Source organism: Fibrobacter sp. (assembly GCF_045112255.1).
GTDB lineage: Bacteria > Fibrobacterota > Fibrobacteria > Fibrobacterales > Fibrobacteraceae > Fibrobacter.
The window spans coordinates 1-16261 of the sequence record NZ_JBGUHR010000099.1 but is presented as its reverse complement, the minus strand read 5'-3'; the positions used below and the strand labels follow the sequence as shown (position 1 = coordinate 16261).

Sequence of the window (16261 nt, the reverse complement as noted above, 5' to 3'; positions counted from 1 at the left end):
TTTATGACATTTCACAAAATTTAATGTATCTTTTAACCCGTTCCGCAGTTTCGGAACGTAATATTAAATCATCAATAAAAATTTATGGGGCTGTAAGCCCTTATCATCCTTTCACTATATCGCCTATTTCATTTTTTGAAATATCCAATTATAGGACGCAATCGTGCCCAGAACACCCAAGAATCAGAATTTAGAACAAGACGTTCAAGCCCCCTCTTTGACGGATCTCGTTTATCCCGAAAGCACAGGCATTCCCGTACCCGATTATCTGGGAACACCCGACAAGCTTCCTGAAAGCGCCGATGAAGTGCCTCAGCCCAAGCGCCGCGGTAGAAAGCCAGGCCAAAAATCAAAAGCCCGCAAGGACGTTGATGTCGAAGAAAATTTCCAGGCCGATATCGAACAAAATTATCAGGAAAAAAAAGAACCGGTTGATGGCATAGCTGCAGCCGAAAAGCGTCTCGCTGAGCAGTACGGCGTTTCCAACATCGACGCCATTGCAGAACCAATTTACACTGGCGAACAGAACTACAAGCCGGCAGAATCTGCCGAAGAAAACGCTTTTGTCGGCGACAGCAACGTCGAATCCGTAATTCCGCCAACAGCCGATATGGCTCAGGCTCAAGCAGAAAACCAAGGTGAAGTTTCTGTAGATCCGAATGCTGATCCGAACGCCCAGCAGCAAGGCGAAGGCCAAGCCCAGAATGGCGAAGGTCAGGACGACCGCCGCTTCAACAACCAAAACGGCAAATTCAACAAGTTCAATAAGAACAACAAGTTCAACAAGAACAACCGCAATCGCAATTTCCAGCAAGAAGAATTTGTCGATGACTCTGCGACGCTCCCGGCACCGGGTTCCGAAGCCATTTTAAAGGCCAAGGAAAACTGGCTCAAGTTCCGCAAGCTCTCCATGAGCGAACTCCAGGAACTCGCCGTGCAAAAGGAAGTGGACTTCCGCAGAATGCGCAAACAGTCCCTCAACTACATTTTGCAGAGCCTCGAAAACGAAGGCAATATCATTTATACGGAAGGCGTCCTCGAAGTGACTCCGCAAGGCCACGGATTCCTCCGCATGCCGGATCAGAACTACCAGACCAGCACGGACGACGTCTACGTCAGCCAAAACCTTATCCGTAAATTCAACCTTAAGATTGGTGATACGGTTGAAGGACTTGTCCGCACTCCTCGCGAACAAGATAAGTATTTCTCCATGCGCCGCATCGACCGCGTGAACTTTGAAGAACCGGACAAGATGCGCCGCCGTGTGGCGTTCGAATATTTAACGCCGATCCATCCGGAAGAAAAGATCCACCTCGAATGGAACGAGACAGAATACAGCACCCGCATCATGGACTTGTTCTCCCCGATCGGTAAGGGCCAGCGCAGTATCATCCTCGCACCTCCGCGTACCGGTAAGACCGTTCTCTTGCAGAACGTGACCCGCGCTATCGCGAAAAACCATCCTGAAATCATCCTCATCACGCTCCTCATCGACGAACGCCCGGAAGAAGTCACGGAAATGCGCGACATCATCACGGACATCAAGGAAAAGGCCGCTGAAAAAGGACTTGAAATCAAGGCTGAAGTTGTCGCATCGACATTCGACGAACCACCAGAGCATCACACCCGTGTCGCGAACATGGTTTTGGAAAAGGCCAAGCGCCTCGTCGAAAGCCAGAAGGACGTCGTGATTCTGCTTGATTCCATCACGCGTTTCGCCCGTGCAAACAACGTCGTGATTCCGCATTCCGGCAAGATTTTGTCGGGCGGTGTGGATGCAAACGCCATGCAGTTCCCGAAGAAGTTCTTCGGTGCCGCCCGTAAGATTCAGGACAAGATCCGCACCGTGAAAAACGAAGACGGCTCCATCACGGAAGAAGTCCAGAAGAATGGCTCTCTCACCATCATCGGTACCGCCCTTATCGAAACGGGCAGCCGCATGGACGAAGTGATCTTCGAAGAATTCAAGGGAACCGGCAACATGGAACTCGTGCTTGACCGCCGCATCGCCGAAAAGCGCATCTGGCCTGCCATTGACGTGTTCAAGTCCGGCACCCGCAAGGAAGAACGATTGCTGACGCTCCTCGAACAGAATGCCGCATGGAATTTCCGCAGAGGCAGCCAGAACGAGACGGAAACAGGCATCATGGAAAACCTGCTCAAACTCATGAGCAAGCTCAAGACAAATGCCGAACTCCTGAGTGTCCTCTCCAAACCAAAAGTCTAATACAATTTAGACAAGAAACGTCTTATTCAAATTTGGCGAGAAGCCCGCGCATTAAAGCGCGGGCTTTTTTTACGCTTGTCATGCCCGTCTCCGAACTCTTTAACCACTTAATACTTTAGTATTTAGTGGTTATGATCCGCGTATGGGGAGCGCATCTCCTTTTTATCCCCATGTCATGCCGGACTTTTTTGTCATCCCGGATCTATTCCGGAACGGCATCACCATTTTACAACTGAAAAATTTTTACGTTTACTACCGTAACGTCATTGCAAAAAGCGAACGCAACTTTCGTCATTGCGAGAACCCTGTAAGGGGCCGAAGCAATCTACAAAGTTTAAAAAAGGAACCTATATGAACACTACGATTTTCTTTGCCGGTACCGGTAACATGGGCGGAGCCATCCTCCGCGGTCTTTTGAACGCAGGCACAGACGCCAAGAACATTTTCTTCTTTGACCCGAGCGACAAGGCTGCCGAAGCCGTAAGCGCCCTCGGTTGCGTCCGCGTCAAGAGCTTTGCCGAAGGCATCGAAAAAGCAAACGTCACATTCCTCTGTGTCAAGCCGCAGATTTTCAAGCTCGTCGCCGCCGAATGGAAGGCCGCCGCATCCGCTCTCAAGAGCGAGAAGACATTCATCAGCATCATGGCCGGCGTCGCCCGCAAGAGCCTCATCGAAGTGCTCGGTGAAAAGAACCAAGTGCTCCGCGTGATGCCGAACCTACCGCTGACCGTTGGCAAGGGTTCCGTTGGCCTCGCCACCGACGGCGTCTCCGAAGAAACGCTCAAGCTCGCCGAAGAAATCTTTGGCAACATCGGCGTGACCTGCCGCGTTGCAGAATCTCTCATCGACGCCGTAACCGGACTTTCCGGCAGCGCCCCTGCTTACGTCTTTGAATTCATTGAAGGCCTTACCCGCGGTGGCGTGAAGGCAGGCCTCACCCGCGATGTCGCCCTCAAGCTTGCCCTCGGCACCATCGAAGGCAGCGTGGAACTCGTCAAGCAGTCCGGCAAGAGTCCGAGCGACCTCTGCGCCATGGTTTGCTCTCCGGCAGGCACGACAATCGCTGGCATCGACGTCCTCGAAGAAGGTGCGTTCCGCAGCACACTTATCAAGGCTGTTGTCGCCGGCACGAACCGCAGCAAGGAACTGGGAAAATAATTAGGAATGCGGAATTCGGAATAAGGAATTGTATTAATTGCGGCAAAGCCGCCAAATTAAAAAATTTCTAACTCCTACTTCCTAATTCCGAATTACAAACAAATGCCTTCCATTGACTTTTTCACAAAAGAAACTTCGACGTCCTCGTTCATCTTGGACGTCCTTTCTTCTGTGGATAACACTGTCGATGTTCATACCCCCACCAGCGACGAGGCGCCCGAAATCGCAGAAGCATTGCGCACTCAACTCGCGCCCATCGTCATCTGGGACCTTGATTCTTTCACTGCAAAAAATGCAGAACTGCTTGCAAGCCTTCGCGACTTTAGCCCGGATTCCATGATTCTCGCCTACGCGGAATCACCCGAACGCTACAGCGAAGTTTCTAGCAAGCTCTACGACACGATACTCTCTGTCGAAGCGCTTCGCCTCCACTTGATGAGCAAGATTTCCAGACTCAAGGAAATCTACAACGCAAAGCGCATTTTCCGCGAAAGGATGTCACATCTCGTCGGCAAAAGCGAAGCCATGCAGCACCTCCGCAAAAAAGTGGAACGCGCCATTCTGCACACAGGCCCCGTCCTCATCCAAGGAGAATCGGGCGTCGGCAAAGACCTGGTCGCACGAGCCATCGCTTGCGTTTACGACAAATTCGTCACCGTCAACTGTAGCGCCATTCCCGAATCGCTTTTCGAAAGTGAACTTTTCGGTCACACGCGCGGAGCATTCACGGGCGCCCAAAACGAACGCATCGGTCTTTTCGAAGATGCCAATGGCGGCGCCATCTTCTTGGACGAAATTGGCGACATGCCGCTCCACGCTCAAGTCAAGCTTTTGCGCGTCATCCAGAATCACGAAATCCGCCCCATCGGTGCAAACAAGACGCGACACATCGACGTGCGCATCATCGCCGCCACAAACCGCGACCTTCGCGAAGAAATCCGCGAAAAGCGTTTCCGCGAAGACCTTTACTATCGCCTGAACGTGATTCCGATGCAACTTTCGCCGCTCCGCGACCGCAAAGAAGACATCGAAGATTTAGCGAATTACTTTATCCGCCAGTACGCCCCCGAAGGCGAGCCTTACACGCTCTCGCCAGAAGCTTTGCAAAAGCTCCAGAACCACAACTGGCCTGGCAACATTCGCGAACTCGAAAACGTCATCCAACGCGCACTCTGCTTTACAGACCCAGGCATTTTACGCACCGAAGATTTGCAAATCGACGAAAGTTCCGACAACAATTCAACAAGCTTTACTAGCGCCGATCGTGCCGCGATAAAAGCCTTCAACGTGAGCAATTACGAAGAATTCCGCGACATGCAGCTCGACGAAGAACGAGAATTTTTGAAATCGACCATTCGCAATTGCGATGGTTCCGTAAGCCTTGCCGCCGAACGGCTCCGCATGAACCGCACGGCCCTTTATAACCGCCTCACGCGACTCGGCTTAAGCGTTAAAAGCGTTCAATCTTAAAGCCGCGCTTGCGAAGCGCATCAATCACATTGTCTTTTTCAAGCGCCAAGTGCGCCACGCCGACCACGACAAAAACATTCCTATTTTCGCGCAAGAAAGACGCAATTGATTCGGCCATTTTTGCATTGCGATTTACATAAATACGTTGTTCAAAACCATCCTTAAACTTTTGATCGCTAGACGACGTTTCTGCGCTTTCGTCTTCTTCGTCATCTTTATTCAGCAAACTACGCAACAAATCGTCATCACCTGTTTTCCAGGCATGAATCAAATTTTTCACAAGCGTTTCAAGTTCCGCAATTTCACGCAAAGTCGTCTTTAAGTAATACACACCCGCCGAATCCGATTCTGTCGTATCTGCAAGGGCGCCAATCTGTTCTTCAGCAGTTTCCAGCCCGACAATTGCCTTGCCATCTGTTGCAGCCCTATCCAAAAGCACATAGTCGATTCCATATTCCGGATTCAAGCCAGCCTGTTCAAACGCATACGCGCTAAGCGTTGTTGCCACAAGCCAGGGGCGCATCTTTTCAAATACGACCATAGGAATATCCCAGGCCGCGCAAAGGCTATCCAAAGTATTCCACATTTCCGGCGGCAGAATATCACGGAGTAATCTTTCATCAAGCATTCCCTGCGAAACGGATTCCTTACCAATCTCCTTCACGACTTCTTCATCGTTCATATTGAGTTCTACAGCAAGCTCCTCCGCATGCGCAAACGCCGAATCAATCACAGGATCAAGCGGATACAAAGTCGAGTCTGCCAAATGGATACTCCCCAGCACCCACACCGAAGAATTTTCATCGGAAACTTTCCAGAAGAAATGTTTCTGTTCCGAGGGTTCCGCAACATTTTTCGACCCCGCGCACGATGACAAGCAAAGCGCAACAAAAAACACACCAATCGCATAAAACAAAATCAAAGAGCGTCGCATATTTCCGTCCAATCTAACAAGCCTGTTTTGCGGGCATCAGCGGCAGGCGCCACGCACACCGAGCCTCCATTCACAACCATAATCTTATCGCAATAGCGTTCCGCATACTCTACGGAATGCGTCGAGACAACAATGCCCATTTGACGTTCTATCGCAATTTTCTTAAGCAACCTGAAAAGCGCATGGCTACGCGGAATATCCAAGAACGCATTCGGTTCGTCGAGCAGCAAGATTTTCACCTGTTGCGCCACGGCCTCCGCCAAAAACACACGGCTGCGCTCGCCATCGCTCAATTCCGCAATCGGACGATTCGCGAAATTCGCCACATCCAAAAGCGCCATCGATTCATCAACAATGCGATTGTCTTCTTCTGTGCGGCTGTCAAAAATTCCCGAATACGGCGAACGGCCCAATCGCACAAATTCACTCACGCTCATTCGCGGGGGCACAGCACTCGACATTCGCACAAGCGAGATTTCCTGAGCGCGTTCACGAGGCGCCCATTCCGTAAGAGATTTACCTTCAAGCGAGACCTCGCCCGCCACCGGCATAAGCAAGCCTGCAAAAGTTTTTAAAAGCGAACTCTTGCCGCAACCATTCTCGCCCATCAAAGCCACAACCGTTCCCGGCGCAAGCGAAAAGTCAAACGGGATTTTCATAGACGGGAGCGCACTACCATAGCCGACAAGCAAATCCTTACATTCTAGCAAAACGTTCTGCGATTCAACATTCGTCATAAAAGCCCCCTAAAAACGCGCACCAGAGCCGCGCACAAGCACCCACAAAATCACAGGAACACCCACCAGCGAAAGAACAGCATTCAGCGGCACCGAAGCCGGGAAAAGTCCACCCAAAAGCGCAAGCGCCACGCCGCACAACGCAGCCCCAGGCAAAAGCACTCGATGGTTCGTTGTCTTGAAAAGCAGATAAGCTAAATGCGGAACCGCAATTCCGATAAACGCCACTGGCCCGCAAAACGCCGTCGTCGCCCCCGCCAAAAGGCTTGCTCCGAGCAACACACAAATCTTAGAACGCTTCACGTTCAACCCAAGCCCATGTGCAAAATCATCGCCCAAAAGCGCAGCATTCAGGTACCGCAGTGAAACACCAATCATCACCAATCCCACCAAAACAGCCGCCACAAAAATCCAGACATCACCGAGCGTCACGCGCCCAAAGCTACCCATGCCCCACGCCACGTAAACGCGAAGCGATTCCGAAGAATTCCCTGCAATCAAAACGCTCACAATCGAATCGATAAAGTACCCCGTCAAAAGCCCGACAATCAAAAGAACGCCCGTCTGCGCAAAACGCGTCGCCGCAAACATCACGACAAGCGTCACGAGCAAAGCCCCAAGCGCCGCCGAGCCAAGCACGCCGACGCTTCCAAAGCCAATGCCTGCCAAAAGCGCAAGCGCTACGCCGAGACTTGCGCCACTGCTAATACCAAGTACAAACGGTCCCGCAAGCGGATTCCGGAACACAGTCTGTAGCGACAAGCCCGACACAGCAAGCGACGCACCCGCCAAAATCGCCGCAATCATTCGCGGGATTCTCAAGTTCCACAAGATGTTCGAAGAAACATCTGCACCCGGGCTAAACAGCGCCTGCACCACATCCGCAAACGGAATGTTCACCGCACCAAAGCAAAGCGTCGCCACGCACAGCAACACAATCAAGACCACCAACGCTATAAAACCAATCAACAACCGCCGCAAAACAAGCCTCCGATGCAACAGATAACACCACCAATCATACAAAAATTTGAAACATTTTTTCTCTTTTTGCCAACGGTTGTTTGCAAAATTTCAGCAAATCATACTTTTTGAAATTTATGTTTGTAGATTTGTTCATCCAATGGGCTCAATTCATTTGAATTCTTGACTTCACAACGGTAAATAACTATATTCACATAGAGATAAGGTCATCTAAAATGAACGAAAAAATTCAAAAAGACATAAAAAAGCTGATTGACAAGCTGCCTGATGTGATTGCAGCCAAACGGCGTATGTCTGCCCATATCAAAAAACATGGGTCTTTAAAGTCATTTAACGATGATCAAATTAAATTCGCTAAGCCATTATAATTTAACAGACTCTGAAAACGGGTACGCCTTTACAACAGATTTCGGAAACGAATATCTGGTTACATTTTCTGACCTAACAGATATAATTGGACTTACCGGACTAAGGATTTACGACTTTGGCATAGAAATCGCAAAACGCAATTCTTTTGAAAATGAAAAATTTCCACATAAACTAAAAAATACCATAGCATATTTACTTGCAAAACTATTTACAAAGCAACCGGACTGCGCGCTTTTAATAGTTCTTGATTCTAGTGACGGAAAACAACACGCACGTTACAGAATGTTTCTTTCAGCAAAGCATGATTCGTGGTTTTCTCATTTTAATAATGGAAATTTAGAGATTGTAAGCCTGCCACTAAAAACAGAGGAAATTCAAGACACCTGTTTTTTGCTACTACGCAGATCAAATCCTCGTTTAAAAGATATTCAAACCGCAACAGCGTATTATCTTAACTTGTCGTTTGATTAGAATGGCATCTAAAGCCAAAATCTTTCTATCTTTCTTGCCATGCTCGACTATTCTCAAGTTCCAAGTCCTTGTTTCGTACTTGACGAAACACGTCTCCGCCGCAACATGGAAATCCTTAACGATATCCAGAAAAAGACCGGCGTCAAAATCATCTGCGCCCTCAAGGGTTACAGCTTCTGGCGTTCCTTCCCGCTCATCGGCGAATACCTCGCCGGCGCCACCGCCTCTAGCCTCAACGAAGCCCGCCTCGCGCGCGAAGAGATGAACAAGGAAGTTCACGTCTTTGCACCCGTCTACGAAGACGACGAAATCGACGCGATCCTCGATGCCGCAGACCACATCACGTTCAACAGCTTTTCGCAGTGGCAGCGCTTCAAGGACAAGACGCTCGCCCACGGCGTGAGTGCCGGCATCCGCGTGAACCCGGAATTTTCGACAGTCGAAACTGACATTTACAACCCCTGCGGCAAGTTCTCCCGCCTCGGCGTAACCGAAAAGGAATTCAAGCCCGAGCTCCTCGACGGCATTGACGGCCTCCACTTCCACGCGCTTTGCGAACAAGATGCCGATGCCCTTGAAGGCGTTCTCGCCGCATTCGAAAAGCACTTCGGCAAGTATCTCCCACAAATGAAGTGGGTGAACTTCGGCGGTGGCCACCACATCACCCGCAAGGACTACCACCGCGACGAACTCGTACGCATCCTCAAGGATTTCTCCGCACGCTACCCGCACTTGCAGGTCATCATGGAACCGGGCGAAGCCATCGGCTGGCAGACCGGCGAACTCGTCGCAAGCGTTGGCGACATTGTCCACAATGAAATGGACATCGCAATACTCAACGTTTCCATCAGCGCCCACATGCCGGACTGCCTCGAAATGCCGTACCGTCCGAACATCATCGGCGCCGCATTCCCGGGTGAAAAGGCCCACACGTACAAGCTCACAGGCAACTCCTGCCTCGCAGGCGACCAGCTCGGCGATTTTTCGTTCGATGAACCGCTCAAGGTCGGCGACCGCATCATCTTCGAAGACATGATCCACTACACCATGGTCAAGACCACGTTCTTCAACGGTGTGCGCCACCCGAGCATCGGCAAGTTCGACGAAAACGGCAAGTTCCACCTGCTCCACAAATTCACGTACGAGCAGTTTAAAGAGAAATTGTAATTGACAACGCCACGGTAATTAGTTGGTAGTCATTAGTTATTAGTCGTATAATCGCGCCATAGGCGCCAAATATAAACTACAGACTAATGACCATTGACTAACAACCCCATTTCATTATGCTATTCCATTCCGAACAAGACACATACAACTGGGCGCTTGAATTTGCGAAGGAACTCAAGGTCGGCGACAAGGTCGCCCTCTACGGGAACCTCGGCGCAGGCAAGACCGTCATCAGCCGCGGCATCTGCAAAGGGCTTGGCTTCGAAGGCACGGTCTGTTCCCCGACATACACCATCCTCCACGAATATCCGAACAACCCGCCCATTTTCCACTTTGATCTGTACCGTCTCGAAGGCGGCGCAGACCTTTATGAAGTCGGCATGGATCCGGACTACCTCGAAAGCGGCATCAGCCTCATCGAATGGCCCGAGCGATTAGAAGAAAACGACACAGGCATCACCCACGTCGTTAAAATCCAAATCGTTTCCGAAACCGAACGCGAAATTACAGTCGAGAAAATCGCGAAGTAGCATTCAGTTATCAGTCGTTGGTCATTAGTCGTTAGTTATTAGAAATGCTATTGACCAATGACCATTGACTACTGACTAAACCTTACTGAGCCTTTTTACGTTTCTTGCGAGCAAGTTTCTTGTTCACTTTTTCAATGGAATCAGCAACTGCCTTTGCACGGAGTTCCGCAGCGACCTGTGCCAAAGAATCCGCAATAGCCTTTTCCCTTGCAATCGAATCAGCGCGAGCGGCGGCAGCAGCAACACTAGCCTTGATTGCATCGTTTTCAGCAATGTTGTTCCAATCCTTGCGGTCTCCCTGATTCAAAAGCATCGGGCCCTTGTAATCCTTCACGACATTGAATGCAGCAACGGTATCACGAGCAGCCATGGCCCCCATAGCTTCAGCATACAGGTCCTTCTGCTGGTTGCGCAAGTCTTCAATCGCGCCCAGGCGGTTCTGGCGGAGAATTTCCATGGAATCGCTTACAAAGCCCAAGTCCCACGTTTCGTTATAGCAGGCTTCAGCTTCCACATACTTTGCAGCATCCGTTTCGGCGGCAACGTACAAAGCATCGCACTTCGCAAAAGCGTCAGCGCTCTTTTGCTTGGCGTACTGATAATAATAATAACAACCTACGATCAAGCCGGCAAGCACCAGCAAGAACACGCCGTCCTGCCAGCCCATAATCGGCGCCTGCGGAAGTTTCGGTCTCCCGTTAATGGTTTCACCGGCTTCCAGTTTTTCTTCAGCCTCGTCAAACGGGCTTTTTCCATTCAAGAAACTAAACATAGAGTCGTCCTATTTTTTTGAAATTGCGTCAAAGACGCGTGCGTATAAATAAATCTGTTTCAAAAGGCTCGCAAAACCGTTCGAGCGCGTCGGCGAAAGCCCAACATTCAAACCAATCTGCTGGAAAAACGTCGGATCCACCGAAAGGATATCGGCAGGAGCCATGTCGTTGAAAACCTGCAAGGCAAGCGCACCGAGGCCACGGCTAATGAGCGGGTTCGTCGTTCCGCCTTCCACGTCCATCTCAAAATGGATTTTCGCGCCATCAAACTTCGGCACAAGATACATTGTCGAAGCGCAGCCCTGAATAATGAACTTTTCCGCCTTGAGGGAGGCATCCATGCCCTTGTGCTCACGAGCCAAATCCAAGAGGAATTTCCACTTGTCATCCGGATCTGTGAACGATGCAAATTTTGCTCTAATCTTTTCTTGACGATCAACAATACTTTCAGACATAATCATACTAATGCAAAAAAGAACGCATTTTCCAAATTAAAGACGGACAGGACCAAAGCACGGCCCAGAAGATCCTAAACAATGTCTGCTTTTCGCGCGGGAGCTTCGAAAGGCTCTTTGCAGCCTTATCAAACTGTTCGTCCTTGATTTTTGCAAAGCCTGACTTGGCTCGCGAAATCTGCAAATGAGTCTTACCCAGAGCGGCCATCCAACGATCAAGGACAGAAGCCTCAATACGGGCGCGAGCGCCATCATCTACAGCATTCAGCCATTCATGAACCGCTTCAGCTGTAATTTTTCCGCTAAGGAGCGCTTCGACAATGCCCGAACGGCTCATCGGGTTCACGCAGCTCGCCGCATCGCCCGACTTAAAGAGACCGCACTTGGCAAGCGGTTTATTTGACTGCCCGCAGGCAATCATTCCACCGTAAATCGCCTTGATTTTGGCATTCGGATAATGCGTTGCGATAAAGTGCTTGAGCTTTTCACGCAAAGGCATTTCAGGCTTCACGTCCTTAGAAAGCACAAAGCCAACATTCACTTCCTTGCCATCACGCGGGAAGATCCAGCCATAACCGCCCGGGAATTCGCTTCCGTAAAGCAAGTCGATATGGTCGCGGTCGTGCTTGATGCCTTCGGCCACGGCAAAAATGCCAGGTTCCAAATCAGTATCGCCCGATTCAATCCCTTCAAGGCACGGAATTCCGCGAGTCAAACGGCAACCAGGACCGCTAGCGTCAATAAAAGCCTCTGACGAAAGCGAAACAAGCTCGCCACCCACCTGGACATCCAAATTCCAGCCATTTTCAGTCTTTTCGATTCTCTTGACGAGAGCGTCAAAACGGCATTCCACGCCAGCCTCGACACAGGCGTCGGCAATAGCGTGGTGGAACTTCGAGCGGTCGAGTAGCCGCCCGCAATCCTTGCTGTAAAATTCAGCCTTGTATCCCTTTGGCGACGTAAAGTAGATGCCCGAAAGGCTTCCACGCACCCAGGATTCATCAATAGGCCATAAATCGTTCAAACGATGGGTCGATACAGCTTCTGCACAAAAAATAGGTTCCTTCCAAGGTTCCTTTTTATCCAAAAGAAGGATTCGTCCGGCACCGCCCGTCAACTTTCCAAGCTGGAATGCCGCCATAAGACCGGCCGGACCTGCACCGCAGACCACCACTTTGTAAGAATTTGAACGAAAACAAGTCATTTCAACGTAAAATTAGTATTTATTTGGTCACTTTTTATTTTTAGTTGTTAGTTTTGCAAATTTTTTAGTTATTTTAGGGCTATCCGTTATTTGATTTACTTTTTCATAAAGGGAATTTGACTATGAATATGAAGAACGTCTATAAATTTGGTCTTTGCCTCCTTAGTGCCCTTGCGCTCAACGTATCTGCGCAAGATTTTAGAGGTAAGGACCTGAACACCTCCTTCCGCGACAAGCGTATCGACAACTACCAGTTCCAGAAGGCAAGGGCCATCAAGGGCGTTACGGACTTCCAGCGCTCTGCCGGCGACTCTCCGAACTTCGAAGAAGCAAACCTCGCCGAAGTTTCTTTCCGCAACGCTGTGATTAGCGGCGCCAACTTCGAAAAGGCAAACCTCAAGGGTGCAACAATTAGCGGCGCAGACATCCGCTCTGCATCCTTCGAAGGCGCAAACCTCGAAAATGCAAACCTCTATCGTGCAACGCTTCTCGATAGCAAATTCCCGAAGGCTAACCTCAAGAACGCCCGTCTCGACGCTATGAAGGTCTCTGACGAATGCGACTTCAGCAAGGCAGACCTCACCCAGGCATCCGTGATGGACATGGACCTTACCCGCGCTGACTTCAGCAAGGCAAACCTCACCAACACGAACTTCTCCCGTTCCTTGATGGCAAACAGCGACCTCCGCAAGACCACCATGGACAAGACAGACTTTACAGCATGCAACCTCATCGCTGCAAACTTCTCTGGCGTGAAGCTCAACAACGTGAATTTCGCCAAGGCTGGTCTTTCCCAGGCTGATTTCGATGGTGCAGACTTCATCAACGTCAACCTTCAGGAAGCAGACCTTTCTCTGACCTACTTCAATGACGTGGACCTCTCCAGAACGCAGCTCCAGAAGGCCAAGTTCGCTCAGTCCAAGCTCAAGAACATGAAGTTCAACAACCAGGACTTGAACGGTGTCGTTTTCGACAAGGGCGAAGTTTCCAAGAGTTCTTTCGACAAGACCAAGCTCAACAAGTCTTCCTTCTTCGATGCTAGCGTCAGCAAGAACGTGTTCAACTACGCTGAACTCATGAAGGCTGTCTTCGACGGTGCCTACGTTTTCAAGGACATCTTCGATAACGCAGACCTCACCAAGGCAAACTTTGCAAACTCCACCATCGAACGTTCTGCATTCAACAATGCACAGCTCTCCGGTGCAAACTTCTCCGGTGCTAAGCTCATCAAGGTCACGTTCATCAACGCCAAGATGGAAGGCGTCAAGATCGACGCAGACACCAAGATGGAAGACGTGGACTTCTCCGGTGCAGACTTGACCGGTGCAAAGATTGAAAAGTTCACTGCCAAGCGCGTTCTTTACAACGAAAGAACCAAGTTCCCCAGCGGTTTCGATCCGCGCGCCTTCGGTTTCTCCAAGCCGGGCGAAAAGCGCAAGTAAGCCTTTTTGAATAACGGAAACGAGGGACGCTCACAAGAGCGCCCCTTTTCTTTTATTTCTTATCCATGAGCCAGCTTATCGCTTCGGAAAGCGTATGCACGTGCACAATTTTCATCCGCCCAACATTCTCAGAGAGTTTGCAGCTCGCCGGCACAACGGCCTCCGTCATTCCCAAGCGACTTGCTTCCTTGAGTCTCTGTTCCAGGAGGCTTACGCCACGCACCTCGCCCGACAGTCCAAGTTCGCCAATAGCAATCGTCTGCCGTGAAAGCGGGATTCCCAAGTGATTGCTCGCCACAGCAAGAGCAAGAGCCAAATCTGAAGAGGCGTCATTCACCTTCATGCCTCCGGCGATACTCGCAAACACGTCCGAAGCACCAATCGTCACACCACCGAACTTTTCCAAAAGCGCAAGGATAATCGTAAGGCGCTTCGGGTCAATACCAGCTGCCACACGCTGCGGCACCGCAAAATTAGTCTGGTTCACAAGCGCCTGAGTCTCGAACAGGAGCGCCCGTGAACCTTCCATCGTGCAGCACACGGCACTCCCTGGTGTCGGCGGAACGCCCTCCTGCAAAAAGACCTTGCTCGGGTTCAGGACAGGGTTCAACCCGTGACTCGTCATTTCGAAAACGCCAATTTCATCGGTCGCTCCAAAGCGGTTCTTTATCGTGCGCAATAGCCTGTACTGATGATTTCGGTCGCCCTCAAAATAAACAACCGTATCGACCATATGCTCCAGGATTCTCGGCCCTGCAATCTGGCCATCCTTCGTCACATGTCCAATGAGAATCGTAATGCAACCGGAATTTTTCGCAAAGACCATCAAGTCTAGCGTGCATTCACGCAACTGCGTCGCACACCCGGGAGTCCCAGCAAGATCGCTCTTGTAGACCGTCTGGATAGAGTCAATCACAAGCACCTGAGGCTTGACCTCTTTTGCCTGCTCCAAAATCTTTTCAAGATTCGTCTCGCAAAGAAGCAACATATCGCTCCCTGAGACATTCAACCTTTCGCTGCGGAGTTTTACCTGACACGCGCTCTCTTCACCGCTCACATATAGAGCCTTGACTCCAGCAGCATTCATCGTCGCAAGCGTCGTAAGTACGAGCGTCGATTTGCCAATTCCAGGATCGCCCCCTATCAGCACTAAACTTCCTGGAGCAAACCCACCGCCAAGCACACGGTCAAATTCCGTATTCGCAGTACTCAGGCGACGCGTATCCTCCGTTGCAACATCCCTCAGCGGAACAACCTTATGGACTGGACCACCAAGCCCTCGCCCAGTTCGCCCAGGACCCTCCGTAATCCGTTCAACGACATGTTCCTTCAGCGAACTCCACGCGCCACAGAATGGACACTTACCCGCCCACTTAGGAGTCGTATTGCCACATTCTGTACAGAGATACTCAATTTCTTTCTTAGACTTATTTACTGCTACCATGAGCACTAATATAACAAAAGCAGGATGTCAAAAGGTGACACCCCGCAAAACAGTGTTCAAAAAAGCAGTTTTAGTAGACTTTTTCGCAGTTTTTTTACTTGATGGAGAACTTCTTGAACCGGCCCGCAGTATAAAGCAAATAGGAACCTGATGAATTCAAAGTCACTTCGACAGAACCGGAGTTTGCAAAACCATATTCAACAAGCCCTCCTTGCATGTTAAATATGGCATATTTTTCGCCATGAGGAACGCCAGAAACATGCAAGGATCTTCCCGAGACATCTATATGGACACTCCTATATACAATGGAGGGAATGTCTTGCTTTTGCATTGAACTGGAAGATTTCTCCGCACTGGATGACGACTTGCCGACACTTGAAGAAGACTTCACTGAGCTGGATGAAGATTTTGCCGAGCTTGACGATTTTGCAGAACTTGACGAAGTGCGAATGACGCTAGCACTTGATTGATTTTGCGAACTCGATGAAATCACACTACTGCTAGACAGCAATATTTCAGAGGAACTAGATTCTTCAAAAGAACAGGAACTGATCAAAATTTCGATTGAACTTGAAGAGACTTCAATTTCAGAAGAACTTGAAAGCAACAGACTTTCTGACGAGCTTGACAAGATTTCTTCGGATGAACTTGAACTTAAAACATCTTCGGATGAACTCGATGACAATTCATCTGAAGAGCTTGATTCTTGTGTTTCTGAGGAACTGGATTCTAACAGTTCAGATGAGCTTGAAAGTAAAGCTTCTTCCGAAGAGCTAGACGATATTTCTTCAAAAGAACTTGAAGATTCTTCTGACGAACTTGAGAAGATCCCTTCGGATGAACTTAAAACTACTTCCGACGAACTCGACCACAAAACATCTGAAGAGCTTAATTCTAGC

At 49.8% G+C, this 16261-nt stretch carries 15 protein-coding genes and 1 pseudogene; 8 read left to right on the top strand and 8 right to left on the bottom strand.

Annotated features, from left to right (window positions below):
• Nucleotides 1–163: 163 nt before the first annotated feature.
• The 3 genes from rho to ACJMM9_RS12890 all read left to right on the top strand — a co-directional run bounded on the left by rho (nucleotide 164) and on the right by ACJMM9_RS12890 (nucleotide 4855).
• A complete protein-coding gene (gene rho, locus ACJMM9_RS12900; RefSeq protein WP_405327677.1) occupies nucleotides 164–2227 on the top strand; it encodes a transcription termination factor Rho in 2064 nt (687 codons plus the stop codon).
• A 351-nt stretch (nucleotides 2228–2578) separates the two neighbouring features.
• Complete coding sequence (gene proC / locus ACJMM9_RS12895; protein WP_405327674.1) at nucleotides 2579–3385, top strand: pyrroline-5-carboxylate reductase; 807 nt, start codon at nucleotides 2579–2581, stop codon at nucleotides 3383–3385.
• Between the two features lie 102 nt (nucleotides 3386–3487).
• The gene (locus ACJMM9_RS12890; protein ID WP_405327671.1) at nucleotides 3488–4855 is read left to right on the top strand and encodes a sigma-54 interaction domain-containing protein; all 1368 of its coding nucleotides are present in this window, start codon (nucleotides 3488–3490) and stop codon (nucleotides 4853–4855) included.
• Here the strand turns inward: ACJMM9_RS12890 and ACJMM9_RS12885 are convergent.
• From ACJMM9_RS12885 to ACJMM9_RS12875, 3 genes are read right to left on the bottom strand one after another with little or no spacing between them, the layout of a single operon-like run.
• On the bottom strand, nucleotides 4836–5789 hold the full coding sequence (locus ACJMM9_RS12885) for a TraB/GumN family protein (RefSeq protein ID WP_405327668.1): 954 nt from the start codon (nucleotides 5787–5789) through the stop codon (nucleotides 4836–4838). The two genes, ACJMM9_RS12890 and ACJMM9_RS12885, sit on opposite strands and share 20 nt — an antisense overlap.
• A complete protein-coding gene (locus ACJMM9_RS12880; protein WP_405327666.1) occupies nucleotides 5774–6526 on the bottom strand; it encodes an ABC transporter ATP-binding protein in 753 nt (250 codons plus the stop codon). The genes ACJMM9_RS12885 and ACJMM9_RS12880 overlap by 16 nt, the downstream gene beginning before the upstream one ends.
• A 9-nt stretch (nucleotides 6527–6535) precedes the next feature.
• Nucleotides 6536–7495, bottom strand: a complete 960-nt coding sequence (locus ACJMM9_RS12875; protein WP_405327663.1) for a FecCD family ABC transporter permease — start codon at nucleotides 7493–7495, stop codon at nucleotides 6536–6538.
• Nucleotides 7496–7722: 227 nt separating this feature from the next.
• Here ACJMM9_RS12875 and ACJMM9_RS12870 point away from each other — a divergent pair, with 227 nt between their 5' ends.
• The 4 genes from ACJMM9_RS12870 to tsaE all read left to right on the top strand — a co-directional run bounded on the left by ACJMM9_RS12870 (nucleotide 7723) and on the right by tsaE (nucleotide 10044).
• On the top strand, nucleotides 7723–7875 hold the full coding sequence (locus tag ACJMM9_RS12870; RefSeq protein WP_173469307.1) for a hypothetical protein: 153 nt from the start codon (nucleotides 7723–7725) through the stop codon (nucleotides 7873–7875).
• Complete coding sequence (locus ACJMM9_RS12865) at nucleotides 7844–8347, top strand: DUF6169 family protein (protein WP_405327659.1); 504 nt, start codon at nucleotides 7844–7846, stop codon at nucleotides 8345–8347. The genes ACJMM9_RS12870 and ACJMM9_RS12865 overlap by 32 nt, the downstream gene beginning before the upstream one ends.
• Before the next feature lie 39 nt (nucleotides 8348–8386).
• Nucleotides 8387–9514, top strand: a complete 1128-nt coding sequence (nspC, locus tag ACJMM9_RS12860) for a carboxynorspermidine decarboxylase (RefSeq protein WP_405327656.1) — start codon at nucleotides 8387–8389, stop codon at nucleotides 9512–9514.
• Nucleotides 9515–9630: 116 nt separating this feature from the next.
• Entirely contained in the window at nucleotides 9631–10044 is a 414-nt protein-coding gene (gene tsaE / locus ACJMM9_RS12855) for a tRNA (adenosine(37)-N6)-threonylcarbamoyltransferase complex ATPase subunit type 1 TsaE (RefSeq protein WP_405327654.1), read from the top strand.
• Nucleotides 10045–10126: 82 nt separating this feature from the next.
• Here tsaE and ACJMM9_RS12850 read toward each other — a convergent pair whose 3' ends face one another.
• Genes ACJMM9_RS12850 through ACJMM9_RS12840 form a run of 3 tightly spaced genes read right to left on the bottom strand, consistent with a single transcriptional unit; the run spans nucleotide 10127 to nucleotide 12476 of the window.
• Complete coding sequence (locus ACJMM9_RS12850) at nucleotides 10127–10816, bottom strand: hypothetical protein (protein WP_405327651.1); 690 nt, start codon at nucleotides 10814–10816, stop codon at nucleotides 10127–10129.
• A 9-nt stretch (nucleotides 10817–10825) separates the two neighbouring features.
• Nucleotides 10826–11272, bottom strand: coding sequence for a SufE family protein (locus ACJMM9_RS12845; RefSeq protein WP_405327649.1), 447 nt, complete (start codon nucleotides 11270–11272; stop codon nucleotides 10826–10828).
• A 7-nt stretch (nucleotides 11273–11279) separates the two neighbouring features.
• A complete protein-coding gene (locus ACJMM9_RS12840) occupies nucleotides 11280–12476 on the bottom strand; it encodes an NAD(P)/FAD-dependent oxidoreductase (RefSeq protein WP_405327647.1) in 1197 nt (398 codons plus the stop codon).
• A gap of 122 nt (nucleotides 12477–12598) precedes the next feature.
• On the opposite strand from ACJMM9_RS12840, the gene ACJMM9_RS12835 reads away from it, so the two are divergent.
• On the top strand, nucleotides 12599–13918 hold the full coding sequence (locus ACJMM9_RS12835) for a pentapeptide repeat-containing protein (RefSeq protein ID WP_088640113.1): 1320 nt from the start codon (nucleotides 12599–12601) through the stop codon (nucleotides 13916–13918).
• 52 nt (nucleotides 13919–13970) lie between these two features.
• Here the strand turns inward: ACJMM9_RS12835 and radA are convergent, their stop codons facing one another.
• Complete coding sequence (radA, locus tag ACJMM9_RS12830; protein ID WP_405327644.1) at nucleotides 13971–15362, bottom strand: DNA repair protein RadA; 1392 nt, start codon at nucleotides 15360–15362, stop codon at nucleotides 13971–13973.
• Between the two features lie 94 nt (nucleotides 15363–15456).
• A pseudogene (locus tag ACJMM9_RS12825) lies at nucleotides 15457–16261 on the bottom strand (hypothetical protein); the annotation flags it as partial.